Raw genomic sequence first — 24,826 nt, 5'->3', positions numbered from 1 at the left:
TCTCGACGTCAGTTTTCATGAGGCTAACCAAGGATGCCAAAGGTTCAACGCACCGCAAAGGCGGTCGCGCCAGCCCTACTGCACGAGATCGGCAACTGTGGTCGCGGCCTTCAGGCCGGTGCCGGTCAGCACCGCGACCGTGGTCTCGTTCGCCTTGATGGCGCCTGTGGCGGATAGTTTTTCCAGGGCCGCGGCCGCACTGGCGCTGGTCGGCTCGCCGAACAGGCCCTGCCGTGCCAGGCGGCGCAGGGCGGCGACGATCTCATCCTCCGTGAGCGCAACGGTGCCGCCGCCGCTCTCGCGCAGGGCGCCGATGATCTCGCGCAGGCGCAAGGGATTCTTGATGGCGGTGCCTTCGGCGATGGTCTTGTTCACCTCGCGCGCGACAGGCGTGTCAACGCCCGCCTGAAAACTCGCATCGATCGGCGAACAATTTTGAGGCTGCGCCGCGAACAGCCGCGGCAGCTTTGCGATCTGGCCTGCCCTCAGCAGCTCGCGGAAGCCGAAGGCGCAACCGAGAAGCGAGCTGCCGGCGCCGACGGGGACAACGACGTTGTCGGGGGCGCGAAAGCCGAAATCTTCCCAGATCTCATAGGCGAGCGATTTGGTGCCTTCGAGAAAGAACGGCTGCCAATTGTGGCTGGCGTAAAAGGTCTGGCTGGACTGGCGAATGGCTTCCGCCTCGGACTCCTCGCGCGGACCCTCGACGAGCTGCACCGCCGCACCATAGGCACGCACCTGCGCGATCTTGGCCGGCGACGTGGATGCCGGCGCCAAAATCTTCACGCGCATGCCGCCGGCGGCACCCAACCCCGCCATCGACGAGCCGCCATTGCCGGATGAATCCTCCAGAATGGCGTCGACACCGATCTGGCGGAGGAAGGACAGCATCACCGCCGAGCCGCGGTCCTTGAAGCTGCCGGTCGGGTTGAACCATTCGAGCTTGAAGAACGGGCGCAGGTCGCCCCAATCCTGCTGCACCAGCGGCGTGCAGCCTTCGCCGAGCGTGATCGGCTTTGCGATCTCGACGGGCAACGCCGCCCGGTAGCGCCAGAGCGATCGGGTGCGGGGCTCGATGTCCTCGCGCGATATGCCCGCACCCGGTGTCACCAGCAGCGGCGTGCGTTCGTCCGAGCACCAGCGCGGCTGGTCCAGCGGATAGAGCTTTGCGTTGCGGGGGTCGACGTAGCTGGCGGCAGGCATGGCGTTCTCCGGGGACAGAGCCGATCTGTCGATATGTCCGAATATGCCGGTTTTATCCAGTCACCTGTTTGGATGGTGTGGACGCGGCCAATTTGTGCAAGATGTTGACCATGCTTCGTCTTGACCACATCACCGTCGCCGCCAACGACCTTGCCGAGGGCGTTGCCTATGTCGAGCAGGCGCTCGGCATAGCGCCGCCGGCGGGCGGTGCGCATCCGCTGATGGGAACGCATAATCATCTGCTGCGGCTGAGCGAGACGGCGTTCCTCGAAGTCATCGCGCCGAACCCGTCGGCCCCGGCGCCGACCCGGCCGCGCTGGTTCGCGATGGACGATGCGCGAACGCATGCAGCGCTCGCATCCTCGCCACGGCTGATGACCTGGGTCGTGAGCACGTCCGATATCGCATCAGCGCTTGCGAAGATCCCGCAAGCCGCCCGGCCGGCGATCCCTGTGACGCGCGGCAATCTCGAATGGCTGATCTCCGTCCCGCCCGACGGCTCGATGCCGTTCGATGGCGCGTTTCCGACCGTGATCGAGTGGCCGGCCGGGCCGCATCCGGCCTCGCGCATGCCCGACCTCGGCTGCGCGCTGGTTGCGTTCGAGATACGGCACCCCGAGGCGGACACGATCCGGTCGTCGCTGACGGGCTTTCTGGACGATCCGCGTATCCGCTTCAGCCATGAGGCCGAGCCGTCGTTTCGCGCGGTGATCCGGACGCCCAAGGGCGAGCGGCAACTGGCTTAGGCGCACCACGGGGCGCCCGCCCTTTAAAAATACAAACAATTACATAGATATAGCTCAAAGCCCGTGGCCCGTGCCGGCGTCGCGCGCCGGTCATAGCGCGCGAATACCTGGATGAACAGCATCGGCAAGGGCGAGCCTGCGCGGGCACGATTAACTTGTCTGTCGCAGCTCACAGCTACAATATGTCGGATTGATCTTGCGCCGCTGGTGTTCCGCACCGGCAACGCGACCGAGCCAGGCCCGTCCGAGCGGCGGGCCGTTGGCTTTTTGGGAGTTTGGTCATGAGCCGCGCGAACCGTACCGACCACATCCGCCTGACCTCTCATCCGGAGCCGGGCCGGAAGGCCGCCTTCCCGATCCACTGGGGCGCCGCCGACGCACGCGCCCGCGGGCCGATCATCGGCACGGTGTCGCGCGCAGGGGATCGCAACGTGATCGGCAGCCATGGCGGCTCCTATGCGATGTACCGGGCGCTCGCAGTGTCCGCCGGCGCGCTCGATCCTATCCGGCGTCCCGATCTCACCAACACCTTTCCCGCGGCGACCATCGGGCCGTTTCCGCAATGGAGCGATCCCGCAAAAATCGTCGCGCTCGATCCTTGGGGGCATCTCGTCGCCGAGAATTTCGGCAAGGACATCGCCGAGGGCATCGACATTCGACCGAGCATCGCGGTAACGCGCGCGCGGCTGGACCTGCCGGAGATCCGCGAGGCGCTCGCCGCCAAGCGCCTGCGCGCCGACGGCGATGTCGTGCACGCCAATGGCAGCGTGTCGGTGGTGAAGATCGCGATTGATCCGGTCTGGTATCTGCCCGGCCTTGCGGAACGCTTTGCGACCAACGAGACCGAGCTGCGGCGCACGCTGTTCGAGCAGACCGCCGGCATGTTCCCCGAATTGGTGACGCGGCCGGACATGAAGGTGTTTCTGCCGCCGATCGGCGGCACCACCATCTACATGTTCGGCGACGTCACCAAGCTGCCGGACCATCGCACCAAAATCACCTGCCGCGTCCATGACGAGTGCAACGGCTCCGACGTGTTCGGCTCCGACATCTGCACCTGCCGTCCCTATCTCATCCACGGCATCGAGGAATCCGCGCGCGGCGCCCAGGAGGGCGGGCTCGGGCTCGTGATCTACAACCGCAAGGAAGGCCGCGCGCTCGGCGAGGTCACGAAATTCCTGGTCTACAATGCGCGCAAGCGCCAGGAGGACGGCGATGCGGCCGCCGCCTATTTCGAGCGCACCGAATGCGTCGCCGGCGTCCAGGACGCGCGCTTCCAGCAATTGATGCCGGACACGATCCACTGGCTCGGCCTGAAGCGCATCGACCGCTTCTTGTCGATGAGCGACATGAAGCACGACGCGCTGACCTCGCAGGGAATCGACATCGTCGAGCGCGTGCCGATCCCACCAGAGCTGATCCCGGCCGACGCCTATGTCGAGATCGCCGCGAAGAAGGCCGCCGGCTATTATTCGGACGACATCGCGCCGGCGAAGGACGTCGACGACGTGGTCGGGCGTTCGCTGGAAAAATACTGATCAATTGATGGCAGACGCTTTGGAATTGCAGGCCCGTTCGCTGCTCAGCGCAGCAGCGGTTCGCGCGCGTGCCGGCGAGATGCTCGAGATCGGCCTGAACGGCGGGCTGACGCATTTCACGATCGATCTCGATCGCATGGACGGCGTTGCGGAGGCCGTGCTCGCGGTCACGCGAAAAGCCTATCCGACGCTTGAGATCCCGTTCCACGCGCGGTGGCGGCATTTCGTGTTCGGTGGCATCGACCGCTGGGCGCGGCTTGCGGACGCGGCCTCATGGCCCGATCGCGCGGCGCGAGCGCGTGCGGAGTTTGACCTTGCCATCGTCAGCGTGCTGCTCGATGCCGGCGCGGGTGCGGCGTGGCGATACCGCGACGCCGTGACGGGACAGGGCATTGGCCGATCCGAAGGGCTTGCGATCGCAAGCCTCGACATGTTCGCGAGCGGCCTCTTTTCCCGCGATGCCAGCGTACCGTTCAGGACCGATGCGGACGTGCTCGCAAAACTGCCGCTCGCCGCGCTCACAGCCGCCTTTCAGGTGAGCGATGCCAATCCGCTGCTCGGGCTCGAAGGACGCACCGATCTGCTACGGCGTCTGGGCAAGCTGGTGGCGGAGCGAGCGGACGTGTTCGGCTCGCACGACACACCGCGGCCGGGCGGCCTGTTCGATCACATCGCGGCGCAGGCGAATGGCGGCGCGCTTCCCGCAGCCGCGATCCTGTCCGCCGTGCTGAACCAGCTCGGACCGATCTGGCCTTCGCGGCTGGAACTTGCGGGAATTCCGCTCGGAGATTGCTGGCGCCATCCTGCAATCAAGACGGACGATGCGACTGCGGGCCTTGTGCCCTTGCACAAGCTATCGCAATGGCTGAGCTACTCGCTGATCGAGCCGCTCCAGCGCGCCGGATTCAATGTCACCGACATCGACGGCCTGACCGGGCTTGCCGAATATCGCAATGGCGGCCTGTTCGTCGATCACGAGGTGCTGCGCCTGCGCGATGCGGCTGACGCCGAGCGCGCGCATGCGGTGGATTCAGCTCTCGTCGTGGAGTGGCGCGCGCTGACCGTGGCGCTGCTCGACCGGCTTGCCGAACTGGTTCGCGCAAAACTCGGCCGCACCCCCGATACATTGCCGCTCGCCAGCATTCTGGAAGGCGGCACCTGGGCCGCGGGCCGCGCCATCGCGTTCTCCCGCCGGCCCGACGGTTCGCCGCCGCTCAAGGTGATCAGCGACGGCACGGTGTTCTGATAACCAGATCGTTTGAATTCGCGGAAACAGACCTCTCATCCGGCGCTTCGCGCCACCTTCTGCCACAAGGGGAGAAGGGAAAAAGCAAGAGCATCCACTATGGAAGGCGTCACGATCGTCGATCATCCGCTGGTGCAGCACAAGCTGACGCTGGTGCGGGACAAGTCCATTTCGACAAAGTCATTCCGCGAGCTGATCAAGGAGATCGGCATGCTCCTGTGCTACGAGGTGACGCGCGACCTGCCGCTCACCGACGTCGTGGTCGACACGCCGCTGGCACGGATGCACTCGGCCAAGATCGCGGGCAAGAAGCTGGTGTTCGTTCCCATGCTGCGCGCCGGCACGACTTTCGTCGACGGCATGATGGATTTGGTGCCGACCGCGCGCGTCGCGCATATCGGGCTCTACCGCGAGCCGCACAGTTTTGCAGCGGTCGAATACTTCTTCAAATCGCCGTCCGACCTCGGCGAACGCCTCGCGATCGTGGTGACGCCTGTGGTTGCGACCGCCAACACGGCCGTCGCCGCAATCGACCGGCTGAAGGAGCGTGGCGCCAAGGATATTCGGCTGGCCTGCCTGATCGCCGCGCCGGAGGGACTGGAACGGCTGCGCGGATTGCATCCGGACGTCCCGATCTGGACGGCCGGGGTGGATGAAGGTCTCGACGAGAACGGCTTTATCCTGCCGGGCCTCGGCGACGCTGGCGACCGCGCCTATGGGACGCGATAAGGCGAAGCTCAGATCTTCCCGCTGCCGCAAATCAACTTCAGCGACTGCCACTCCGTATCCGTGAGAAGCGGCGGGCCGCTGGCGGGGCGGTCTTCTTTCGTCATGCGGGCGAGGCGGTCCTCGGTCAGCGGATGGCTCGCGAGGATCGACGTGAGGCCGCCGCCTTCCTTGCCGGTGATGCGGAACATCAGTTCGGCCGCGGGCTTCGGCGAGCGGCCGAGCTTGTGCATGATCTCGATGGCAAACGTATCCGCAGCGGTCTCGGCCTCGCGCGAATAGGAAGCCTCGACCACGCTGCGCGAGGCGAAGATCACGGCGCTCGAGCCGGTGACGTCACCGAACAACAGGCCGATCAGGAACGAGGTGCCGCCGTTGTAGATCAGGCCGCGCATGTTGTCGTGGTGCTTGAGATGACCGAGCTCGTGCGCGAGGATACCGGCGATCTCGTCGGGGTTTTCGGCCTTGTCGAGCAGGCCCTTCAACACGAAGACCTTGCCGCCCGGCAGCGCGAACGCGTTCGGCACCGGGGTCGGCAGCACGCCAGCCGTCATGGAATCGTCGTCGAGGCCGGCGGCATCGCGCAGCCGATTGACGAGTTTGATGAAGGCCGCTTTCCCCGCCGCATCCTCGCACACGCTGCGGCCGAAGATGGTCTTCACCTGGACCTCTGACGCATCGCCGATGCGCCGCTCGATTGGTTTCGGCACCAGCGGCGCGAGGCGGTCGGCAGCGAGCGGCACGCCGAACAGCACGACGCAGACGATGGAGACGGCGGCAGCCATCGACCAGCCGACGATTTTTGCGACGCTGCGGCGCGAAGTCTGGTGCTCGTCGAGCCGTACGCAGCGGGCGGTCACGTCCGACGCGAGCAAAGCGTCGCGGATTTCCAGCCGTGCCAGCGGCGGCGCGGAAGCGCTGGCGAGCCGCAAAATGCCGGCCGGGCTGTCGGCGCGGCGGATGTCGGTATAGGGCCAGACAACGGGCGTCCCGCCCTCTTCGAGGATCTCCAGCGCGTCGCCGAGCACCAGCGTCACCTGCCGCCTGCGGCTCGACACGCCGTCGAAGAAGATAGTCGGCTTTGCGGACTGCGCCGGGGCCTCAGCGAATACGTCACTCACAGCTCAGAATCCCGCGACATCGAGTCCATCGGCAAAACCTTCGCCGAGTGCGCTGGCGAGCTCGCCGCTCCCACGCACATCCGCCGCGGCCGCGATGTTGTGCACATCGGCGGTTTCCAGCACCTTGGCCCAGAGATCGCGCTGGAGATAGACGCGCATGACGATGTTAAGGGCAAGGGCGAGTGCGAAATAGCCGACGACCATCATCACCAGCGTCGGGATGCTCTTGGCGGCATTGCCGGGCCCCAACGCCTGCTCGACCGAAAGGCCGCTCAGCGTGACGACGAGCATGGTCGCTCCGCCGATATAGGCGCCGAAGATGGCGGAGAGCAGCGTCCACCAGCCGATCACTTTCCAGTACAGGCCGTAGAATGCGTTGTGCGGCAAATCCGAGGACAGGCTAACGCCACCGATGCGGATGCCGTCGAGCCACCAGCGCCATTCGCGCGCCTTGAACTCGGCATAGAAGAACGGCGCGAGCGGGAAGATCACCAGCGCGATCGGGCTGAGCAGCCACAGCCACCAGCCGCGCTTGAAGAACGTCCAGCCGTCGCCTGCGAATTCGCCGCGCAAATCGCCGAAATGGGTGTGCCGCATCTTGTAGCGTTCGAGCGACGCCTCGCGCCACGGCAATGCGAGACCAAGCGTCAGGAACACCAGCAAGCCCCACAACATGGCGCGGAACGAATAGGCCCAGCCAGATCCGTCCATCCAGAACCGTACGCCGCGCCAGACCGTGCGCGTCAGCCGATAGCGGCGCGCGCGAAAAATCGCAAACTGGCCGAAGGCATAGAAGCTGATGAACAGCGGCGTCGAGGCAAAACCCTGCCAGCGCTCGAACTCGATGCCGACGAGGAAATAGGCGAGGTAAATCGGCACCAGGATCGCGAGCGCGAACAGGAAGCCGACGAGGAGCTCCTTAGCCCGGCCGGTATATTCCGCGGCATCGTCATCGACCGCGGTGTTGGCCCACAGATGGCGGCGGATGTCGGTGACGAGCCAGAACCGGTAGAAACCAAAGGTGACCAGCTCCAGCAGGGCACCCTTGGTGACCAATTTGCGAAACTCGGTGCGGTTGCCGGTGAAATCGACCCGCGTGGGCGGCAGCGGCGGCGGTAAGGGTTCGGAGCCGATGGGGGCCCATTGCATATCGTTCACGGCAGCAACCTCGGGATGCGGACCTGGTTCGATCAAACTATAGATCAGAGATTAGTCGATCCCCAAGATGGCCGGGTTCGATTTGGCTCGATTCCAGCCGATTTCTTGCACGATTCCCCGCCCGACGGAGTGCGCGAGATCACGTTCGCGTGGCGGCGTGACGGTCGCTCTCGTGAAGGTTGGATGTGGCAAAACTCTCACTTGCTCCGACGCAGACAACCGGCTGTAATTGCAAATCAAATACCGCAGCGCAGAACTCAACGAGAACGCGCGGTTCACGCCAGGGAGAACGGTCATGCACGGGACCATCGAGAGCGCGGCAAAGCTCGACGCATTGCGCGAGCGTGCGACGTCACTGCCGCTGGAGCAATTCGACCCGGGCGATCCTGAGTTGTTCAGGACCGATACGTTCTGGCCCTATTTCGATCGCCTGCGCCGCGAAGATCCCGTGCACTACTGCAAGGACTCGATGTTCGGGCCGTATTGGTCGGTGACGCGCTACAACGACATCATGGAGATCGAGACCAATCATTCGGTCTTCTCCTCGGCCTCCTCGCTCGGCGGCATCACCATCCGCGACATCGATCCGGAACTGCGCCGCGAGAGCTTCATCTCGATGGACCCGCCGCGCCACGCGGCGCAGCGCAAGACCGTGGCGCCGATGTTCACGCCGACGCATCTGGACAATCTGGCGCTGAGCATCCGCGAGCGCTCGGCCGAGTGCCTGGACAATCTGCCGCGCGGCGAGGTGTTCGACTGGGTGGACCATGTCTCGATCGAGCTCACCACGCAGATGCTCGCCGTGCTGTTCGACTTCCCCTGGGAGGACCGCCGCAAGCTGACGCGCTGGTCCGACATCGCGACCACCATTCCCGGACCCGACGGCCTCGTCGCCACCGAGGACGAGCGTCAGGCGGAGCTGACCGAATGCGCGGGCTATTTCGCGCGGCTCTGGAAGGAGCGCATCGCACAGCCGCCGAAGAGCGACCTCCTGTCGATGATGGCGCATGGTGCCGCGACGCGCGACATGGACGCGAAAAACTTCCTCGGCAATCTCGTCCTTTTGATCGTCGGCGGCAACGACACCACTCGCAACACCATGTCGGGCTCGCTCCACGCGCTGAGCCAGCATCCGGAGCAATATCGCAAGCTGCGCGAAAACCCCGCACTGCTGGACAGCTTCGTGCCGGAAGTGATCCGCTGGCAGACGCCGCTGGCTCATATGCGCCGCACCGCGCTTGCGGACTTCGAGTTCCGGGGCAAGCAGATCAAGAAAGGTGACAAGGTCGTGATGTGGTACGTCTCGGGCAACCGCGACGCCGACGCGATCGAAAAGCCCTACGAGTTCATCATCGACCGCGCCCGTCCGCGCACCCATCTCTCGTTCGGCTTCGGCATCCACCGCTGCGTCGGCTTGCGGCTTGCCGAACTCCAGCTCAAGATTATCTGGGAAGAGATCCTCAAGCGATTCGACCATATCGACGTCGTCGGCGAACCCAAGCGGGTCTATTCGAGTTTCGTGAAGGGACTCGAGACGCTGCCGGTGAAGATTACGGCGTGAGGCGAAGGAAGAACCAACTGGAGCCACGACCATGAACATCCAAGCGCCGGTTAACGTGGACAAGGCCGAACGCATGCGCAGGGCCCGCGAGGAGGCCTATGCGACGCCGCTGGCGCAGTTCCATCCCGGCGCGCCCAGGCTGTTCCAGGACGACACCCTGTGGCCGTGGTTCGAACGGCTGCGCCAGGAAGAGCCGGTGCACTACTGCACCAATGCGCCGATCGACCCGTATTGGTCGGTGGTGAAGTACAACGACATCATGCATGTCGACACCAACCACAGCCTGTTCTCTTCCGATTCGACGCTCGGCGGCATCGGAATCCGCGACGTGCCTGAGGGTTATGATTGGCCCAGCTTCATCGCGATGGACCAGCCGCGGCATTCGTCGCAGCGCAAGACGGTGTCGCCGATGTTCACGCCGACGCATCTGGACGAACTGGCAAAATTGATCCGCCAGCGCGCGCAGACCGTGCTCGACAACCTGCCGCGCAACGAAACCTTCAATTTCGTCGAGCGCGTCTCGATCGAGCTGACGACGCAGATGCTGGCCACCCTGTTCGACTTCCCCTGGGAAGAACGGCGCAAGCTGACGCGCTGGTCGGATGTCGCGACCGCGCTGCCCAAGAGCGGCATCGTGGCCTCCGCCGATGAGCGCCGCCGCGAGATGGACGAATGCTATGCCTACATGTCCAAGCTGTGGAACGAGCGCGTCAACTCCGCGCCGCGCAACGATTTGTTGTCGCTGATGGCACACAACGACGCCACGCGCTTCATGGACCCCGACAACCTCATGGGCAATATCATCCTGCTCATCGTCGGCGGCAACGACACCACCCGCAATACCATGACCGGATCGGTGCTGGCGCTGAACGAGAACCCGGACCAGTACGACATGCTGCGGCAGAATCCGGCGCTGATCGATTCCATGGTGCCCGAGGTGATCCGCTGGCAGACCCCGCTCGCACATATGCGGCGCACCGCGCTTGAGGATACCGAGATCGGCAGCAAGCACATCAAGAAAGGCGACCGCGTCGTGATGTGGTACGTCTCGGGCAACCGTGACGAGGAGATGTTCGAGATGCCGAACGATTTCGTCATCGACCGCCCGCGGCCGCGCACCCACCTCTCCTTCGGCTTCGGCATCCACCGCTGCGTCGGCATGCGCCTGGCCGAGCTGCAGCTCAAGATCGTCTGGGAGGAGATGCTGAAGCGCTTCGACCGCATCGAGGTGGTCGGCGAACCCAAGCGGATCTATTCGAGCTTCATCAAGGGATACGAGTCGCTGCCGGTGAGGATTCCGGGGTAGGCGGCTACGCCGTCATTGCGGCGCGTTCAACTCTATCCCCTCACCCTGAGGAGCCTGCGAAGCGGGCGTCTCGAAGGGCGAGGCCGAGAGCGGGGCCTGCCTCCTTCGAGACGCGCGCAAGAGCGCGCTCCTCAGGATGAGGATGAACACCTTTCGCGCGGATATAAAATTCCGGCATGACAGCTCGCACAACATGCGATGGGTCGCACACGGCCTTCTGTCCTAAACCGCACTGAAAGCATCTAGCTCAACTTGATGTCCCACACGCCGTCCTTGCGGCAGGCGGCGACCTCCTCGCGCAGGAGGGCGGTGACGGCGAGCGAGGCCGTCGAAACCGGACGGTCGATCGGAGAGGCGAATATGAGCTCGCGCGTCATCGGCTTCGAGACGACAGCGGTTTCCAGCCGCCCGTCCGCGACCTCGCCGTGGACCGACGAGGGCGGCAGCAGCGCGAAGCCGAGGCCTTCTTCGACGAGACTCGTGAGCACGCGGAACGAATCCGCCTCGAGCTGGATGTTGAGCTTGATCTTGCGCTGGGCGGCCGCGTGCTCGATCAGCGCGCGGAGGCCGTGGGAATGACTGGGCAGCACCAGGCGTTGCCGCAGCAGCCAGCCGACATCGACGCTCTTCTTGCGCGCGAGACCACAACCGCGCGGCCCGACCGCAACGATGTTGTCGCGGCCGAGGCTTTCGACGTTGAGATGCAGATCGGCGGAGCGGCCGTAGAGGATGGCGAGATCCATCTCGCCGCGATGCAGCCATTCGACCAGATGACCGCTGTAGCTCTCGACGATGCGCAGCGAAATGCCGGGAAACTTTTCGACGCAGCGCCGCGCGAAGCGCGCCGACAGCACGCAGCTCACGGTCGGAACCAGGCCGAGCACGACCTGGCCGGAAGGCGGCCCCTTGGACGACTGGATGTCGTCGCGGATCTGGTCGATCTGCCGCACGATGCCGGAGGTGCGCGCCAGCAACAGGCGGCCGGCGTCCGTGAGCACCATGCCGCGGCCGTTGCGAGTGAACAATTCGATGCGCAGCTCGTGTTCCAGCAGCTTGATCTGCCGGCTGAGCGCCGGCTGCGCCACGCGCAACGTGTCGGACGCCTTGGAGAGGCTGCCGAGCTCCGCCACGCAACTGAAGGTCCTGAGCTGACGGAAATCCATGCTTGCCAATCCTGGAAGGCTACTCCATACGCTATAGCAAATGAGCATAGGGGGCTGGCATTGTTTTCACAACGCCAGAGGATCGGCCGGCGTTATCTTAACTGCCGCACCCAACGGAAAACGCCATGAGTGAAGAACACCACAGCGAAGATCATGCCGACATCCGCGAAGCCGTCGCAAAGCTCTGCGCGCAGTTTCCCGGCGAATACTGGCGCAAGCTCGACCGTGAGATGGCCTACCCCAAGGCGTTCGTCGATGCGCTGACCGAGGCCGGTTATCTCTCGGTGCTGATCCCCGAGGAATATGGCGGCGCAGGGCTCAAGCTTTCTGCGGCCGCCGCAATCCTCGAAGAAATCCAGCGCGCGGGCTGCAACGGCGGCGGCTGTCATGCCCAGATGTACACAATGGGCACCGTGCTTCGGCACGGCAATGACGAGCAGAAGGCAAAATACCTGCCGAAGGTCGCAAGCGGCGAACTGCGGCTGCAGGCGTTCGGCGTCACCGAGCCGACCAGCGGCACCGACACCAGCTCGCTGAAGACTTTTGCGCGCAAGGATGGCAATGCCGGCTACATCGTCAACGGCCAGAAAATCTGGACCAGCCGCGCCGAGCATTCCGACCTGATGCTCCTGCTGGCGCGCACCACGCCGAAGGACCAGGTCAAGAAGCGCACCGACGGCCTTTCCGTGTTCATCGTCGACATGCGCGAAGCCAAGGACAAGGGTCTCGAGATCCGTCCGATCCGCACCATGATGAACCATGCCACCACCGAAGTGTTCTTCACCGACATGAAGGTGCCGGCGGAAAATCTGATCGGCGAGGAAGGCAAGGGCTTTCGCTACATCCTCTCCGGCATGAATGCCGAACGCATTTTGATTGCGGCCGAATGCGTCGGCGACGCCAAATGGTTCATCGCCAAGGCCACCAACTACGCCAAGGAGCGCAGCGTTTTCGGCCGGCCGATCGGCCAAAATCAAGGTGTCCAGTTTCCGATCGCCAAGGCCTACGCCGCGATGCGCGCCGCCGAATTGATGGTGAAGGAAGCGACGCGCAAATACGAAGCCGGGCTCGACTGCGGCGCTGAAGCCAACATGGCGAAGATGCTGGCGGCCGATGCGTCCTGGGAAGCGGCGAATGCCTGCGTCCAGACCCATGGCGGCTTCGGCTTCGCCGAGGAGTACGACGTCGAGCGCAAGTTCCGCGAGACGCGGCTCTACCAGGTCGCCCCGATCTCGACCAACCTCGTGCTGTCCTTCATCGCCGAGCACGTGCTCGGCATGCCCCGCTCGTATTGAGGCCGCATCATGGGAGCTCTTGACGGGATCAGGGTGATTGCGGTCGAGCAGGCCGTGGCAGCGCCGTTCTGCTCGTCGCGCCTGGCGGACGCCGGCGCGGAAGTCATCAAGATCGAGCGGCCGGAAGGCGATTTCGCCCGCGGCTATGACGCGGCGGCCAAGGGGCAGAGCAGCTACTTTGTGTGGCTCAACCGCGGCAAGCAATCGGCGGTGGTCGATCTCGCCACCAAGGAAGGCTGCGCTGAGCTCGAGAGGCTGATCGCGAGCGCCGACGTGCTGATCCAGAACCTCAAGCCGGGCTCGATGGACAAGCTCGGCTTTTCGCGCGAGCGGCTGTTGAAGGATTATCCAAAACTGATCTCGTGCACGATCACCGGCTATGGCGACGAGGGCCCCTACGCGCACCGCAAGGCCTATGATCTCTTGATCCAGGCCGAGAGCGGACTGGCTTCGATCACGGGCAATCCCGACGGCGCCTCGCGCGTCGGCATGTCGATTGTCGACGTTGCGACTGGTGCCACGGCGCATGCGGCGATTTTGGAAGCGCTGATCGAGCGCGGGCGCACCGGCAAGGGCGCCGACATCCGTATCTCCATGTTCGACGTGATGGCGGACTGGTGCACCGTGCCGCTGCTCAACTCCGAAGCCGGCAATCCACCGAAGCGCATGGGCCTGCGTCATCCCTCGATCGCACCCTACGGCGTATTCACCTCCAGCGACGGCAAGGACATTCTGATCTCGATCCAGAGCGAGCGCGAGTGGAAGACGCTTTGCGCAAAAGTGCTGGACCAGCCGGATTTGTCCTCCGATCCCCGCGTCGCCAATATGGTCGAGCGCGTGCGCAACCGCGACTTCACCGACCAGGCGGTCGCGGATGCCTTCGGCAAGATGACGCGCGATGAGCTGTTGAAGCGGCTGTCCGATGCCGATATCGCCTTTGCCGAGGTCAACACCATGGCCGACCTCACCAACCATCCGCATCTGCGCCGCATCGAGGTCGACACGCCGCAGGGACGTGTCAGCTATCCCGCGCCGGCGCCGATCATTGTCGGCGAGACGCGCGCCTATGGCGCGGTGCCCGGCATCGGCGAAAATCCCCAATCCAGGAAATAACCAGAGCGAGGCGTCATGACCGGGAAGCTCGACATCGATCATCTCAGGCAATGGATCGGCCGCAGCGAAGAAGCGACCGACACCGTCACCTCGCAGCTCGTCAAGGGTTTGCGCGCGACGCTGTTCCAGGAGGTCGGCGCGCCCAAGGCTGGCGATGCGGCGCCGTTCACGGTGCATTGGTGCCTGGCCCAGCCGGTGTTTCCGATGTCGATGCTCGGCCCCGACGGCCACCCCACCCGCGGCGGCTTCCTGCCGCCGGTGCCGCTGCCGCGCCGGATGTGGGCCGGCGGCGAGATCGAATTTTTGCAGCCCCTGCGCGTCGGTGATGAATCGACGCGGACCTCGCGCATCGCCGATGTGCAGGTAAAGACAGGATCGACCGGCACGCTGTGCTTCGTCTCGGTCGAGCACAACATCTCCTCGCCGCGCGGCGTCACCATCCGCGAGCGCCAGGACATCGTCTATCGCGAGATGACAACCACGCAGGCCACGATTACAAAGGCCCCGCCCCCGCCGCCGCAGGCGCAGCATCGCGAGACCTATGTGTCGGATCCCGTGCTGCTGTTTCGTTATTCTGCACTGACCTTCAACGGCCACCGCATCCATTACGACCGCGATTACGTCACTGCGGTCGAGGGCTATCCGGGCCTGATCTTCCACGGACCGTTGCAGGCAACGTTCATCATCGAGATGGCGGCGAAGCTGCGCGGCGGCAAGGCGCCGAAGAAGTTCACCTATCGCGGCGTGCAGCCGCTGTTCGAAGGCAGCGAGTTTTCCATCAACGCCAACGAGACCGAGGCCGGCATGGAGCTGTGGACCGCGAACGCGGAGGGACAGCCGACCATGAAGGGCACGGCGGTGTGGTAATCCTCGTCATTGCGAGCGCAGCGAAGCAATCCAGAATCTGTCCGCGGAGATAGTCTGGATTGCTTCGTCGCAAGGGCTCCTCGCAATGACGGTGGGGCTGGGAGCGTCGATAAATAACAGGGGACGGAAACCAATGTCCAAGAACGGCAAGACCGGCAACAAATCCGTCACCGTCAAGCAGGCCACGCTCGACCTGCTGCGATCCTTTGGCATTAAGAAAGTCTTCGGCAATCCCGGCTCGACCGAGCTGCCGTTCCTGAGCGACTGGCCCGATGACATCGACTACGTGCTGGCGCTGCAAGAAGCGAGCGCCGTCGGCATGGCCGACGGTTACGCGCAGGCGACACGCAATGCCGGCTTCGTCAATCTTCATTCGGCGGCCGGCGTCGGCAACGCGCTCGGCAACATCTACACCGCGCATCGCAACCAGACGCCGCTGGTGATCACCGCGGGCCAGCAGGCGCGTTCGATCCTTCCCTTGCAGGCGTTCCTGTTTGCGGAGCGCGCGTCCGAATTTCCGCGGCCTTACGTAAAGTACAGCGTCGAGCCGGCGCGGCCCGAGGACGTGCCGGCGGCGATCGCGCGCGCTTATTACACAGCGATGCAGCCGCCATGCGGGCCGACCTTCGTGTCGATCCCGGTCGACGACTGGGCCCATGCGGCAGCTGCCGTCGAAGCGCGCAAGGTCAGCCGCGAGATCGGCCCCGAGCCTGATGCAATGAAGGCGCTGGTCGCAGCACTGGCCTCGGCCAAGCACCCGGCCCTCGTCGTCGGCCCCGGCGTCGACCGCGCCGGCGCCGTCGACCTGATGGTGCGCGTCGCCGAGAAAGCCAAGGCCAGCGTGTGGGTCAGCCCGTTCTCGGCGCGCTGCTCGTTCCCCGAGCGGCATCCGCAGTTCGCAGGTTTCCTGCATGCGTCGCCGGCGCAACTCTCCGACGCGCTGCGCGAGCACGATCTCATTGTCGTCATCGGCGCGCCGGTGTTCACCTTCCACGTCGAAGGCCACGCCGCGATCTTCGACGGCGGTGCGGCGATTTTCCAGATCACCGATGACCCGGATGCCGCGGCGGTGACGCCGGTCGGCACCAGCATCATCGCGACGATGAAGCCGGCGCTGAGCGCGTTGCTCGACCTGTTGCCGGAGAGCAAACGCGCCATGCCGACGGGCCGCACGCTGCCGCCGGCGCCACAGGCTGCCGATCCGCTGCCGGTCGAATTTCTGCTGCATTCGTTGTCGCAGGCGATGCCGGAAGGCGCGTCACTGGTCGAGGAAGCGCCCTCGCACCGGCCGGCGATGCAAAAATTCATGCCGATGCGCGGCCAGGACAGCTTTTACACCATGGCAAGCGGCGGCCTCGGCCACTCCCTGCCCGCCGCGGTCGGCATGGCGCTCGGCAAGCCGAAGCAACGCACGGTGTGCCTGATCGGCGACGGCTCGGCGATGTACTCGATCCAGGCGCTGTGGACCGCCGCGCAACGCAAGCTGCCGCTCACGATCGTCGTCATCAACAATTCCGGCTACGGCGCGATGCGTTCGTTCAGCCAGGTGATGCAGGTGAGGAACGTACCGGGGCTCGAGCTGCCGGGGATCGATTTCGTGCGGCTCGCCGAAGGCATGGGTTGCCATGCAGTGCGGGTGAGCAAGGCGGCGGAGCTTGGCGAGGCGCTGAAGCGCGGGCTGGCGTTTGCGGGGACGAGCCTTGTGGAGGTGGTCGTGGATTCGGCGGTGCCGGTGCTGTACGGGCAGAAGCATTAGCCGACGAGACCTACGTCCCGAACTCGTCCCGCATCTTCGCCTGGATCTTCGCCATGCCGCCGATCCAGCGGTCGTAATTCTCGGTCTTCTTGCGCATGTAGCCGAGCACCTGCGGGTGCGGCAGGATCAAAAAGGTCTCCTGATCGAGGCCGGCGAGCACGTCCTTCGCGACCTGCTCCGGAGTGAGATCGCCGTCGCCGGATTGCGGGCCCTTGGGGATCGCGCGCAGCATGTTGGTGTCGACGCCCTGCGGGCAGAGGATCGAGACGCGGATGTTGTGGGCCTTGTGCGAGATCGCGAGGTTTTCGGCAAAGCCGACCGCCGCATGCTTGGTGGTGGAGTAAGCGGGACTGCCGACCTGCGACAGCAGGCCTGCGGCCGAGATCGTGTTGAGGAAATAGCCGCCGCCGCGCGCCTTCATGCGGGGGATCAGATGCCGCGCCGCATAGACATGCGCCATGACGTGGATAGCCCAGCTTCGCTGCCACGGCTCGTCTGACGCGCCGCCGGCATTTTCCGACGTCGGATCGAAACCGCCGCCGATCCCGGCATTGGAGCAGAACAATTCGATCGGGCCGAACTGCCGCTCGGTCTCCTCGATGACGTGGGAAATATCCTTTTCCTGCGCGACGTCGCATTTGAAGGCCGCGCCATTCATTGTGGCAGCGACCGCCCTCGCGTTGGCGGCGTCCATGTCGGCGACGACGACCTTGGCCGCACCAGCCTTGTGAAACGCCTCGCACAGCGCCTTGCCGATGCCGTTGGCGCCGCCCGTGACGACCACGACCTTGCCGGTCACCTGCATGCGACGTCTCCTCTTGTCTTATACCGCTTCGCTTATTCCGCTTCGCGGATCTTGCTCAGCTCAACACGAGGTCGAGCACCGCGGTATAATGGCACGCCGCCCCGGCCAAGACAAAGCCGTGCCAGATCGCATTCTGGAAGCGCAGCCGCCGCCAGGTATGGAAGATCACGCCAAAACTGTAGAGCAGGCCGCCCGCCAGGATGAAGCTCAGCACCAGCGCAGGCAGCGCCTTGACCACGGAATCGTAGAGCATCACGCCGCTCCAGCCCATGGCGAGGTAGATGCCGACCGCCACGCGGTCGAACCGGCCGGGGTAGAGAAGTTTCAGCACGATGCCGAGCATCGCCACGCACCAGACGCCGGCGAGCAGCACCAGCGCGAACCCGCTGTCCTTCACCTCCAGGATGAACGGCGTGTAGGTCGCGGCGATCAGGAGATAGATCGCGGAATGGTCGAACCGCCGCAGCAGCCATTTTGCCGGCGAGACCGGCCAGAGATTATAGGACGCCGAAAACACCAGCATCGAGAGCAGGCCGGCGACGTAGATCGAGACCCCCACGATGTCGGTCGCGTCGGCATAGAGCACCGTCAGCACCACCAGCACGGTCGCGGCGATGATGCCGCAGAGCACGCCGATCGCGTGGACGACGCCATCGGCAATCAGTTCGGCGCGATCAAAATTCCGGCCGATCGCGTCGGCGGCGGCATGGACGGAGGTGGATGCGAGCTGTTTCAACTGGAAGACGGTCATGGCAATCCGCAAGGCGAGACAATACGCTCTTGTATGGGTGTTTCGGGATCGGCGCGTCGTTCAAACGGGTGATTTGCCGACAAAGGCGGTGAAAGTATGAAACTTGATTTTCCTCCGGCAGTTGCCACTTTTGTGACTGGTCCTTTTTGCGTATTCGCCCTCGCCCGGGATTCCCGACGTTCATATGGCATTTAGCTTCGAGGATATGGTCGAGGAGGCGCGCCTGTCGGCTCGGGCGCTGATCGACTACGGCGAGCATTTCTTCAATCCGACGGTACGATTGGGGGTTACCGGCCTGTCCCGGGCCGGCAAGACGGTGTTCATCACCGCGCTGATCCACGGCCTCACCCGTGGCGGCCGGTTTCCGGTGTTCGAGGCCTATTCATCGGGCCGGATCGCGCGGGCGCATCTGGCGCCGCAGCCGGACGACGCCGTGCCGCGCTTTGCCTATGAGAGCCATTTGCGCGCGCTGATCGAGGAGCGGCGCTGGCCGAACTCGACGGTCGACATCAGCGAGCTCAGGCTCGTGATCGACTACCAGCGCCAGAACGGCGCGGATCGCACGCTGACGCTCGATATCGTCGATTATCCCGGCGAATGGTTGCTCGACCTGCCGCTGCTCCACAAGAGTTTTGAGCAATGGTCGGCCGAAAGCCTGGCACTGTCGCGCGAGGTGCCGCGCGCGCATCTGGCCGCGGATTGGCACGCGCATCTCGCAACGCTCAAGCCCGACGCGTGCGAGGACGAGCAGGCGACGCTGACGGCCGCAAAACTCTTCAGGGGCTATCTGCAAGGTTGTCGCGACGAGCGGTTTGCGATGAGCCTGCTGCCGCCCGGCCGCTTCCTGATGCCGGGCAATCTCGCCGACACACCGGCGCTGACCTTTGCGCCGCTCGACGTTCCGATTGGCGGCCAGGCGCCGGAGGGATCGCTGTGGGCGATGATGGTGCGCCGCTATGAGGCCTACAAGGACGTCGTGGTGCGGCCGTTCTTCAGGGATCATTTTGCCCGGCTCGATCGCCAGATCGTGCTGGCCGATGCGCTCGCGGCATTCAACTCCGGCCCCGAAGCGCTGCACGATCTCGAAGCCGCACTCGCCGGCATTCTCGACTGCTTTCGCATCGGCCGCAGCACGTTCCTCTCCGGCCTGTTCAGGCCGCGCATCGATCGCATCCTGTTCGCGGCGACCAAGGCCGACCATCTGCATCATTCCAGCCACGACCGGCTCGAGGCGGTGCTGCGCCGCGCCGTCTCGGGCGCCGTTGCGCGCGCGGAAAATACCGGCGCGGAGATCGACGTCGTCGCGCTCGCCGCCGTCCGCGCCACGCGCGAGGCGCAGGTCGCGCATGGCCGTGACAAATTGCCGTCGATTTTGGGGACACCGGCCGCGGGCGAAAGCACCGGCGGCGAGTTCTTCGACGGCAACACCGAGGTCGCGACCTTTCCGGGCGACCTGCCGCTCGACCCCGAGCCGCTGTTCAACGGCATCGATGCGTTCCGCGGGCTCTCGACCGAGGCCGCCGCGAAGAGCGATTTCCGCTTCCTGCGCTTCCGCCCGCCAAAGCTCGAGCGCGAGGGTTCCGACGCGCCGGTGCTGCCTCACATCCGCCTCGACCGTGCCTTGCAGTTCCTGATCGGAGACAAGCTGTCATGAACGACCGATCGAAGCCACGGCGGCCGGCGACGTTCCGGCTCGACGATCCCGGCGTCGTCGTCACCGAAGGCGACGAGACGGCGCGCCTCGGCCGCACCACCATCCAGATCACGCCGGAGCCCGATCCGGCGAACTTGCCGGTGCCGATCGCGCCGGCGCTTCCGGCGCGACGCGGCTTGCCCTGGGGCGCATTGTTCTGGTCGGGCGTCGCCGGGTTGACGCTGCTCGGCATCGGGCTCGGCGTGGTGCATCTGATCGAGGATTTGTTTGCGCGCAGCGAGAGCCTCGGCTTTGTCGGACTGGCTCTTGCGTTTGTCACTGCGCTTGCGCTCGCGGTGGTGATCGGACGCGAGGCGTTCGGGCTGGCGCGCCTCGCAACGATCGAGAAGCTGCATGAGCGTGCAGCCGCCGTGCTCGCCAGCGACGACCGCAAGGAGAGCCGAACCATCGTGCAGGATCTGCTCAAGATCGCGCATCAGAACCCGCGGCTCGCGCGCGCCCGCGCCGCGCTGGAGAGCCATGCCGGCGAGATCATCGACGGCGCCGACATGATCCGGCTTGCCGAGCGCGAATTGATGTCGCCGCTGGACATCGAGGCACGGCGGCTGGTGTCGTCGGCTGCGCAAAAAGTCTCGATCGTCACAGCGGTCTCGCCCCGCGCGCTGATCGATGTGCTGTTCGTGTTCGTGGCGTCGCTGCGCCTGATCCGCCAACTTGCCCGGCTCTATGGCGGCCGCCCCGGCGCGCTCGGCATGATCCGCCTGCTCCGCCACGTCATCGCTCATCTCGCCATCACCGGCGGCATGGCCGCTAGCGACAGCCTGGTGCAGCAGATGCTCGGCCACGGGATTGCGGCGAAGCTGTCGCAGCGGCTGGGAGAAGGCGTGCTGAATGGATTGCTGACGGCGCGGCTGGGCCTCGCCGCGATCGACGTCACACGGCCGCTGCCGTTCGCGGCACTGCCGCCGCCGAAGTTGTCGGATCTCGCGACGGATCTGTTGCGGAAGAGGGACGACGAGGAGTAGCGCTTTGCTTGCGCGGCGCGCTCGCTTCCCTCGTCAGACTAACACGCGCTTCTCGAACTCGCCCGCCAGCACGCGCCACTGGAATAGCGGCGAGTCCTTCGGCGGCGACAGCTCCGGGGTCCAGCCAGTCAGCTTCTCTACCACATAATTGTCCATCACGAGGCCGCGCCAGCGTCGTTCGACCTGACCGAGTTGCTCGCGCTTGGCCGGGATCGAATCCCATAGCGATGAGCGATTGTCCGGCTCTCGCCCGACATAAATGCCCGCGTGGTCTCGGATCCGGTCCATGCCGGGATCGCGGAAATCCTGGAAGCGGCCGCGCTCGTTGATCTCGATCACGGGCACGCGGCCCCTGAACAGCCAGCGCATCATGGCGTAGGTGCGGTAGTCCGTGGTTGCGATCCAGGTTGCGCCGGTCTCATCCAGCGCGGCCTGCGCGCGCGCTGCGACCTGCTCGTAACCGGACTCGGCACCGATCGGATCGATCTTGCCGAGCAAATTCCAGGGCGCGGCGACGTAATAGAGGAACACGACCACGACGAAAGCGATGCCCGACACCACCGCCGTGTTGACCCAGAACAGCGACGATCTGAGCATCCGCGCCGACCATTTTTCACGCGTCATCATGGTGAGGTTGACAGCGGCAGCGGCGAAGCCGACCGGCCACATGAACATCGGCCAGGTGTCGCCGACCCGAAGCGTCAGCGATTTCGCCAGGAAATAGAAAAACGGCACCAAGACCGCGGTCGACAGCAAAATCGCGACCGGCTCGCGCGTGCGATAGCCGCGCCATGCCGTCAGCACCAGCCCCGTCATCACCACCGGCAGCATGACGAAACCGACCAGCCCGAATTGCAGGCCGATGTAATCGCCGACCGTGCGGAGCGAGATGCCGTAGCTGGTGGTGGCGCGCACGCCCTGAAAGCGGATCGCGGCCCAGTCGTGCTGCACGTTCCAGATCAGGACCGGAGAGAACACGGCGATTGCGATCAGGACCGCGAGGTACGGATAGGGGCTGCGCAGCCAGCGCCAGCGCCAATCCGGCACCAGCAGAAAGGCGGCAACCGCCGGCGCGAACATGATCACGGTGAATTTCGACAGCATCGCCAACCCGGCGAACAGGCCGGCCGCAAGCCACCAGCGGCCGTCGCCGCCCTGCGCAAGCCGCACCAGGGACCATATCATCGCCACCGCAAACGGGATCATGGCGACATCGGGCGCGACCTTGGCCATCAGCAGACCGTAATAGAGCGCGGCCTCCGGCATCAGCACCGCGAGCACGACGGCGCGCACATCATGGGTGAGGCGGCGGACGATATCGGCGAGCAGGAGCTGCGTCACCAGCATCGCGACGATGCCGCCGAAGCGCACACCGAGCGTGGTGTCGCCGAAGATGGCGGTGCCGAACCGGATCAGCCAGGCGATGCCCGGGGGGTGATCGAGGAAGCTGAGGACTGTCTCCTGCGACCAGGTCCAGTAATAGGCCTCATCCGTGCGCAGCTCGATCGCAGAGGCGTAGACGATGCGCAGCAGCGTCATCGCGGCAATGATCGCCGCGGCCATGACGAGCGGCCGGCGCGCGGCGCCATTGGGGAGCACGGTGATATCGGGAGCTGTCGTCACGGCCGCGCTTTTCGCCAACCTGAGAGGGGGAGTCAATGCGGGGGTACCGTGCATCTGGTGTCGTCCCGGACAAGCGAGCGACGATCCCAGCCCCGACGAGGAGACCATAGGGTGGGCAAAGCGAAGCGTGCCCACCCTAAGTGCCGATTGGTGGCACGGCGCCAAGGCGCCTCGGCCCAACCTACGATTTCGTAACCGTGCCGCGTATGTGATCCCGCAAGCTGTCCAGCCCCGGAATTAAACGCGACGCTGGCTGTTCTCCTTCATGAACTGATAGAACAGAATCATGGCCGCCACCGCATCCTCACGATTTTTCGAGCTTTCCCGCGCCATCAGCTTGCGGCAGGTGCGGCTGGTCTGCGGCGTCATTTTGTTCGCCTATGTGGTCAGCCATTTCCTCAACCATGCGCTCGGCAACATCTCGGTCGATGCCATGGAGATCGGGGTCTATTACCACACGCTGTTCTGGCAGTTCCTGCCGGTTGCGATCGTGTTCTACGCGGCGGCGCTCACGCATATGGGGCTCGGCATCTACGCGCTGTATCAGCGCCGGCAGTTCCGCTGGCGGACGGTCGAGCCGCTGCAACTCGTGCTGGGCTTAAGCATCCCCGCGCTGGTCATGGCGCATGTGATCGGCGTGCGGCTCGGCCAGACGCTTTACGGACACCAAAAACTCTATCCGCAGGAACTCTATCTGTTCTTCGTCGCGTCGAACCGAATCTGGACCATGACGATCCTGCTGATCATTGCCTGGGTGCACGGCTGCATCGGCATCTTTTTCTGGCTCCGCCTCAAATCATTCTTCACGCGCGCGGCGCCCTATCTGCTCGCGGCGGCTGTGCTGATCCCGACGCTGTCGCTGCTTGGTGTCTACCAGGGTGGCCGCAGCGTCGAGGTCGAGGCCGACGACGGGGAATGGCGGACGCATAATCTCACGCACCGCCAGGTCGGCACCGCTGCCGAGGCCGCGACGCTCGACCGCGTCACCGGCGGCCTCACCGCCGGTTATCTCGGACTGCTCGCCCTGGCGCTGCTGGCGCGCGGCGCACGCGCCTTGCGCGAGCGGCGCGGTGGCATGATCGCGCTGTCCTACGGCAACGGCAAGACGGTGCGCGTCCCCAAGGGCCTCTCCGTGCTGGAAGCGAGCTTGCGCCACAATGTGCCGCATGCCAGCGTCTGCGGTGGCCGCGCCCGCTGCTCGACCTGCCGCATCCGCATCATCGGCGATCATGGCGCCCTGCCCGAGCCGTCGCAGCGCGAGGCGTTCGTGCTCACCCGTGTCGGCACCAGCGATCCCTCGATCAGGCTGGCCTGCCAGCTGCGGCCGACATCGGACCTCTCCTTCTTTCAGCTCTTCACCTCGCACACTCTACCGGCGAACGCGCAGGCCTCGACGCCCGCCAGAATCGGCCAGGAGCGCTATCTCGTCAGCCTGTTCGTGGACATGCGCGGCTCGACGCAGCTGGCCGAGAAGCGGCTGCCGTTCGATACCGTGTTCATCGTCAACCGCTTCCTCGGCGCCGTCTCGCAGGCCGTGATCGAGAACGGCGGCCAGCCGAACCAGTTCGTCGGCGACGGCATGCTGGCGCTGTTCGGGCTCTCCGCCGATCCGCAGAACGCCTGCCGGCAGGCGCTGAAGGCCGCCGCCGGGATCGCCACGCAGATCGACGAGCTCAACGAGCTGCTGGGCCACGATCTGCGCCAGCCGATCCGCTTCGGCATCGGCATTCACGGCGGCGAGGTCATCATCGGCGACATCGGCTATCGGGATCACATCGTCTTCACGGCGCTGGGCGATGCCGTCAACGTCGCGGCCCGCCTCCAGGACATGACCAAGACGCTGGCCTGCGAAGCGATCGTCTCGGAGGAAGTCCGCCGCACCGCGGGCCTCGCCGATGACGCGCTGCCGCAGCAGGAGGTCGCGATCCGTGGCCGCGACGAACCGATGGCCGTGCGCGTCGTCGCGGACGCCAGGGAGCTGTCGGCGCTCGTTGACCGGAGCGAGCGCGTGGCCGCGTAAGCCGCGCGAGAGGTGCGCTCCCTCTCCCGCTTGCGGGAGAGGGTTGGGGAGAGGGTGTCTCCGCGTAGGGACGATCCCCTAGAGAGGAGAAAGCCCTCACCCGCGCCTTCGGCGCGACCTCTCCCGCAAGCGGGAGAGGTGCACCGTCG

20 protein-coding genes are annotated in these 24,826 nt (G+C 65.1%); 13 read left to right on the top strand and 7 right to left on the bottom strand.

Going from position 1 to position 24,826, the window contains the following annotated elements; all coding sequences use genetic code 11:
- Nucleotides 1-75: 75 nt before the first annotated feature.
- The gene (locus tag ABIB06_RS00355; protein WP_354047591.1) at nt 76-1,203 is read right to left on the bottom strand and encodes a threonine synthase; all 1,128 of its coding nucleotides are present in this window, start codon (nt 1,201-1,203) and stop codon (nt 76-78) included.
- 110 nt (nt 1,204-1,313) lie between these two features.
- Between ABIB06_RS00355 and ABIB06_RS00350 the strand changes: the two genes are divergently transcribed.
- The 4 genes from ABIB06_RS00350 (at nt 1,314) to upp (ending at nt 5,462) form a co-directional block, all read left to right on the top strand.
- Nucleotides 1,314-1,949 carry a VOC family protein gene (locus ABIB06_RS00350; protein ID WP_354047592.1) on the top strand — a complete coding sequence of 212 codons (636 nt, stop codon included), beginning with the start codon at nt 1,314-1,316 and terminating at the stop codon, nt 1,947-1,949.
- A 281-nt stretch (nt 1,950-2,230) separates the two neighbouring features.
- Nucleotides 2,231-3,487, top strand: a complete 1,257-nt coding sequence (locus ABIB06_RS00345) for a GTP cyclohydrolase II (protein ID WP_247348788.1) — start codon at nt 2,231-2,233, stop codon at nt 3,485-3,487.
- A gap of 7 nt (nt 3,488-3,494) precedes the next feature.
- Nucleotides 3,495-4,733 carry a URC4/urg3 family protein gene (locus ABIB06_RS00340; protein WP_354047595.1) on the top strand — a complete coding sequence of 413 codons (1,239 nt, stop codon included), beginning with the start codon at nt 3,495-3,497 and terminating at the stop codon, nt 4,731-4,733.
- A 99-nt stretch (nt 4,734-4,832) separates the two neighbouring features.
- Entirely contained in the window at nt 4,833-5,462 is a 630-nt protein-coding gene (upp, locus tag ABIB06_RS00335) for a uracil phosphoribosyltransferase (protein WP_247348786.1), read from the top strand.
- A gap of 8 nt (nt 5,463-5,470) precedes the next feature.
- Here the strand turns inward: upp and ABIB06_RS00330 are convergent, their stop codons facing one another.
- Complete coding sequence (locus ABIB06_RS00330; RefSeq protein WP_354047597.1) at nt 5,471-6,580, bottom strand: M48 family metallopeptidase; 1,110 nt, start codon at nt 6,578-6,580, stop codon at nt 5,471-5,473.
- Between the two features lie 3 nt (nt 6,581-6,583).
- Nucleotides 6,584-7,729: a YjgN family protein gene (locus ABIB06_RS00325; RefSeq protein ID WP_502916533.1), complete on the bottom strand. Its 1,146-nt coding sequence runs from the start codon at nt 7,727-7,729 to the stop codon at nt 6,584-6,586.
- Nucleotides 7,730-8,033: 304 nt separating this feature from the next.
- On the opposite strand from ABIB06_RS00325, the gene ABIB06_RS00320 reads away from it, so the two are divergent.
- Nucleotides 8,034-9,299 (top strand): cytochrome P450, encoded by a 1,266-nt coding sequence (locus ABIB06_RS00320; protein WP_247441615.1) that lies wholly within the window; start codon nt 8,034-8,036, stop codon nt 9,297-9,299.
- Nucleotides 9,300-9,330: 31 nt separating this feature from the next.
- Nucleotides 9,331-10,605 (top strand): cytochrome P450, encoded by a 1,275-nt coding sequence (locus tag ABIB06_RS00315; RefSeq protein ID WP_354047601.1) that lies wholly within the window; start codon nt 9,331-9,333, stop codon nt 10,603-10,605.
- Between the two features lie 242 nt (nt 10,606-10,847).
- Here the strand turns inward: ABIB06_RS00315 and ABIB06_RS00310 are convergent, their stop codons facing one another.
- A complete protein-coding gene (locus tag ABIB06_RS00310; protein ID WP_247348776.1) occupies nt 10,848-11,768 on the bottom strand; it encodes a LysR substrate-binding domain-containing protein in 921 nt (306 codons plus the stop codon).
- A gap of 125 nt (nt 11,769-11,893) precedes the next feature.
- Here ABIB06_RS00310 and ABIB06_RS00305 point away from each other — a divergent pair, with 125 nt between their 5' ends.
- From ABIB06_RS00305 to mdlC, 4 genes are all read left to right on the top strand, one after another.
- A complete protein-coding gene (locus tag ABIB06_RS00305; protein WP_354047604.1) occupies nt 11,894-13,063 on the top strand; it encodes an acyl-CoA dehydrogenase family protein in 1,170 nt (389 codons plus the stop codon).
- 9 nt (nt 13,064-13,072) lie between these two features.
- A complete protein-coding gene (locus tag ABIB06_RS00300; RefSeq protein ID WP_354047606.1) occupies nt 13,073-14,176 on the top strand; it encodes a CaiB/BaiF CoA transferase family protein in 1,104 nt (367 codons plus the stop codon).
- 15 nt (nt 14,177-14,191) lie between these two features.
- Nucleotides 14,192-15,043: an HTD2 family dehydratase gene (locus ABIB06_RS00295; RefSeq protein WP_354047607.1), complete on the top strand. Its 852-nt coding sequence runs from the start codon at nt 14,192-14,194 to the stop codon at nt 15,041-15,043.
- Nucleotides 15,044-15,176: 133 nt separating this feature from the next.
- Entirely contained in the window at nt 15,177-16,799 is a 1,623-nt protein-coding gene (mdlC, locus tag ABIB06_RS00290; RefSeq protein ID WP_354047609.1) for a benzoylformate decarboxylase, read from the top strand.
- Between the two features lie 10 nt (nt 16,800-16,809).
- Here the strand turns inward: mdlC and ABIB06_RS00285 are convergent, their stop codons facing one another.
- Both ABIB06_RS00285 and trhA read right to left on the bottom strand, forming a co-directional pair.
- A complete protein-coding gene (locus ABIB06_RS00285) occupies nt 16,810-17,604 on the bottom strand; it encodes an SDR family oxidoreductase (protein WP_247441602.1) in 795 nt (264 codons plus the stop codon).
- A 55-nt stretch (nt 17,605-17,659) separates the two neighbouring features.
- On the bottom strand, nt 17,660-18,355 hold the full coding sequence (gene trhA / locus ABIB06_RS00280) for a PAQR family membrane homeostasis protein TrhA (protein ID WP_247348766.1): 696 nt from the start codon (nt 18,353-18,355) through the stop codon (nt 17,660-17,662).
- Between the two features lie 184 nt (nt 18,356-18,539).
- On the opposite strand from trhA, the gene ABIB06_RS00275 reads away from it, so the two are divergent.
- Nucleotides 18,540-20,009, top strand: coding sequence for a YcjX family GTP-binding protein (locus ABIB06_RS00275; protein ID WP_354047611.1), 1,470 nt, complete (start codon nt 18,540-18,542; stop codon nt 20,007-20,009).
- Nucleotides 20,006-21,034, top strand: a complete 1,029-nt coding sequence (locus tag ABIB06_RS00270; RefSeq protein WP_354047613.1) for a YcjF family protein — start codon at nt 20,006-20,008, stop codon at nt 21,032-21,034. Before ABIB06_RS00275 ends, ABIB06_RS00270 begins: the two co-directional genes overlap by 4 nt.
- A 33-nt stretch (nt 21,035-21,067) precedes the next feature.
- Here the strand turns inward: ABIB06_RS00270 and ABIB06_RS00265 are convergent, their stop codons facing one another.
- The gene (locus tag ABIB06_RS00265) at nt 21,068-22,597 is read right to left on the bottom strand and encodes a glycosyltransferase family 39 protein (RefSeq protein ID WP_502916534.1); all 1,530 of its coding nucleotides are present in this window, start codon (nt 22,595-22,597) and stop codon (nt 21,068-21,070) included.
- A gap of 346 nt (nt 22,598-22,943) precedes the next feature.
- On the opposite strand from ABIB06_RS00265, the gene ABIB06_RS00260 reads away from it, so the two are divergent.
- Nucleotides 22,944-24,677, top strand: coding sequence for an adenylate/guanylate cyclase domain-containing protein (locus ABIB06_RS00260; protein ID WP_354047617.1), 1,734 nt, complete (start codon nt 22,944-22,946; stop codon nt 24,675-24,677).
- Nucleotides 24,678-24,826 lie beyond the last annotated feature (149 nt).

It is taken from the genome of Bradyrhizobium sp. LB8.2 (assembly GCF_040548035.1).
GTDB lineage: Bacteria > Pseudomonadota > Alphaproteobacteria > Rhizobiales > Xanthobacteraceae > Bradyrhizobium.
The sequence above is the reverse complement of the archived record's forward strand: the minus strand, read 5'-3'. Positions and strand labels throughout refer to the sequence as shown.